2 protein-coding genes are annotated in these 3,181 nt (G+C 39.4%); both read left to right on the top strand.

Annotated features, from left to right (window positions below):
• Positions 1-72 precede the first annotated feature (72 nt).
• Positions 73-861, top strand: a complete 789-nt coding sequence (locus tag ACNKXS_RS00270) for a polysaccharide biosynthesis/export family protein (protein WP_417919131.1) — start codon at positions 73-75, stop codon at positions 859-861.
• The coding region (locus tag ACNKXS_RS00265) for a polysaccharide biosynthesis tyrosine autokinase (protein ID WP_417919130.1) at positions 861-3,181 on the top strand (2,321 nt) is incomplete at its 3' end. The genes ACNKXS_RS00270 and ACNKXS_RS00265, both read left to right, overlap by 1 nt.

The following is a 3,181-nucleotide window of genomic DNA, read 5'->3' as shown; positions in this document are numbered from 1 at the left end:
ACATAATTCCACCCCAAAGTTTCGTTATTTGCCTGTAAAAACTATATTTGTTAAAACAATGTGAAGCCCTCTATGCGATTTAAATCTTTTTTGTTTTTATTCGCTGCAATACTAGCCTTAACCTCCTGCGTATCTACTAAGCAGATGTCCTATCTTCAGCAGTATGATGAAAAGGTAGACAGTATTATCCAGGTTCAGCGATTGCGCAAACCTTACCGTATCCAAACAGGTGATTTATTAAGTATAAGAGTAAAAGCTTTGGATCAGGATATTGTGGGGATGTTTAATCCTATAGGAAGTGAGAATCCAAATGCAACTACAGAAGAGGCCGTTTATTTTGATGGCTTTACGGTAGATGATCATGGGAATATTCGAGTGCCAACCATGGGAGAGATCAATGTGCTTGGTTATACAGAGAAAGAAGTAAGGGAAAAGATCGAAAAAAAACTCCTGGATGAATATTTCCGGGAAGAAGCAAACATTTTTGTTACGGTAAAACTTGCCGGAATACGTTACACTACTTTAGGCGAAATAGGGCAGGGAACCCAGGTGATCTACAAAGATCAGGTGACAATTATGGAAGCTATTGCCAATGCAGGAGGAATTGAAGAATATGGTGACCGCGAGAATGTACAGATAATTAGACAGTATCCTCAGGGAGAGGAAGTACACACTATAGATGTAACCAATATCAAGGCGATGGCCAGTCCATATTATTATATTCAGCCTAACGATATGATCGTGGTGAATCCACTACCTCAAAAGGCTTTGGGCTTTGGTACTACTGGCCTTGGTGTGTTTACAACTGTATTTTCTGCAATAACTGTAATAACTTCAGCAATTCTATTAGCTACCAGATAATGGCGCACGAAGATGATCATATATCGGATGTAGGATCCACTTTTGATTTTAAAGGGTTTATCTTTAAAGTTATTAGCTATTGGAAACTTATCCTTCTCTCTATAGGAATTAGTTTTGCTGTTGCCTATTATAATAACGTTAGAAAACTACCTGTGTACCAGTTGGGAAATACGATCTCCATTAAAGACGATCAGAACCCTTTTTTTACTTCTAACACCAGTTTAACTTTTAACTGGGGAGGAACCTCAGATAAGGTCAATACGGCTATTACGATTTTAAGATCCCGGTCACATAATGAAGAAGTAGTTGAAAAACTCCAGTTTTATATTAATTATCGTGCTCAGGGAGAATACCAGATGGTAGATGTATACGGTCAGAATCCATTTCATGTGATTGCAGATTCCGCAGCTTTTCAGGCCAATAATGTCACGATGAAATTATCCATAGCAAATGACCAGAGTTTCAATCTGCGGGCCGATATTCCAGAAACCTTGTATCGTACAAACTACAAAACCAAGGAGACTGATACCCGAACGGTGGAACCTTCAGAATTTAATCGTAACTACAAATTCGGAGAGCATATAAGTTTGCCATTTTTCTCAGGCTATATTGTTAGAAAGGAGGGTAATTATGATGCCAGTCGTACCATTCATATAAGTTTCTCAAATTTCAACGCTGCTGTAGGATCTTATCGAGGGATGAACATTTCCAATGGTAATGGTTCTTCGGTATTAAATCTCAGCCAGACAGGATTAAATAAATCACGCCTGGTCGATTACCTGAATGGTTCAGTTAATGTATTGAGTGCAAATATGCTGCGTAGGAAAAATCTCTTTGCGACTAAGACCATTCGTTTTATAGATAGTAGTCTTGCGGTACAGGCAGCAGAGTTAAAGAATGTGGAGAATGAGCTCAATAATTTCAGGAATGAAAATTCTGTGCTGGACATCTCTGCAGAAAGTGGGCAGCTCTCAGGAAAATTAGCTCAACTGGATATACAGAAGGAAGAAATAAGACGACAGCTAAGCTATTATGATAATCTGGAAAATTACCTGCAAACCAGAAGCGATTATTCCAATGTGCCCGCTCCATCTGTTGCCGGAATAAGTGAAGGAAGCATCGCCAATGGTGTGAGCAGAATCATTCAATTAGCCGAAGAAAGAAAAAATTATCAATATACCCTTAAAGAGAACTCACCGGTTTTTGCTGATATAGACCGACAGATAAATTCAGTAAAATCCATACTTCTGGAAAATATCAATTCATCAAAAGGTCTTCTGAATTCTGAATTAAGACAGATCCAAACCCGAATTGCGCAATTGGAAAATGAAGTTCAGAAGTTACCCCAGGAAGAACAGGATCTGCTGAAAATTCAGCGTAAGTACAGTATCAATGAACGTACTTATAATATGTTCCTGGAGAAAAGGAGTGAAGCCGGTCTTGTAAAAGCGGCCAATGTCAGCGATGTGCTGGTAATCGATAAAGCAAAAGATACCGGTGGAGGGAGAATAGGGCCCAATACACAATTGAATTATGTGATGGCCCTTCTGGTGGGTGGTGTCATACCTCTAACCTTTGTTTTTCTACTTGTTTTCCTGAATACCAATATTCATAACGCCCAGGAAGTGACCAGGTTGTCACAGATTCCCATTCTAGGCCTGATAGGGAAAAATAAAATGGATGGAAACCTGGCCGTTTTCCAGTCTCCGAAATCTTCGATTGCTGAAAGTTTTAGAGGTCTTAGATCCAGCTTGCAATTTATGTATAAAAGACAGGGCATCAAGGGCTCTAAAACTGTGATGATCACCTCTTCTGTTTCAGGAGAAGGGAAAACATTTTGCGCCATGAACCTGGCTACGGTATTTGCTCTTAGCGAAAAGAAAACAGTCTTGGTGGGGGTAGATCTTCGTAAGCCTAAGATCTTTGATGACTTTCAGTTAAATAATGATCTGGGAATTGTGAATTACCTGATTGATGAGGCTTCAGAAGAAGAGATCATTCAAAGCAGTAAAATTCCTTACCTGGACGTAATCACCTCGGGGCCTGTTCCACCAAACCCGTCTGAGCTTTTGATGACTCCTAAGATGGAAGAATTGATCGAGTCTTTAAAAAAACAGTACGACTATATCATTCTGGATACGCCACCTATTGGAATGGTTGCAGATGCATTGAATTTGGTGAAGTATGCAGATGCGACGTTATACCTCGTGCGCCAGGATTATACCAAAAGAGGAATGCTGGAAACCATCAACGAGAAATTTAAAAAAGGTGAGGTGAGTAACATTAGTTTTGTATTGAATCATTTTGTACATAGTGCCAA

Source organism: Christiangramia marina (assembly GCF_048285865.1).
Classification (GTDB): domain Bacteria; phylum Bacteroidota; class Bacteroidia; order Flavobacteriales; family Flavobacteriaceae; genus Christiangramia; species Christiangramia marina.
The sequence above is the reverse complement of the archived record's forward strand: the minus strand, read 5'-3'. Positions and strand labels throughout refer to the sequence as shown.

Excerpts from the sequence above, each read along its gene's own strand:
- ACNKXS_RS00270 (WP_417919131.1), top strand. The coding sequence starts at position 73 with ATGCGATTTAAATCTTTTTTGTTTTTATTCGCTGCAATACTAGCCTTA.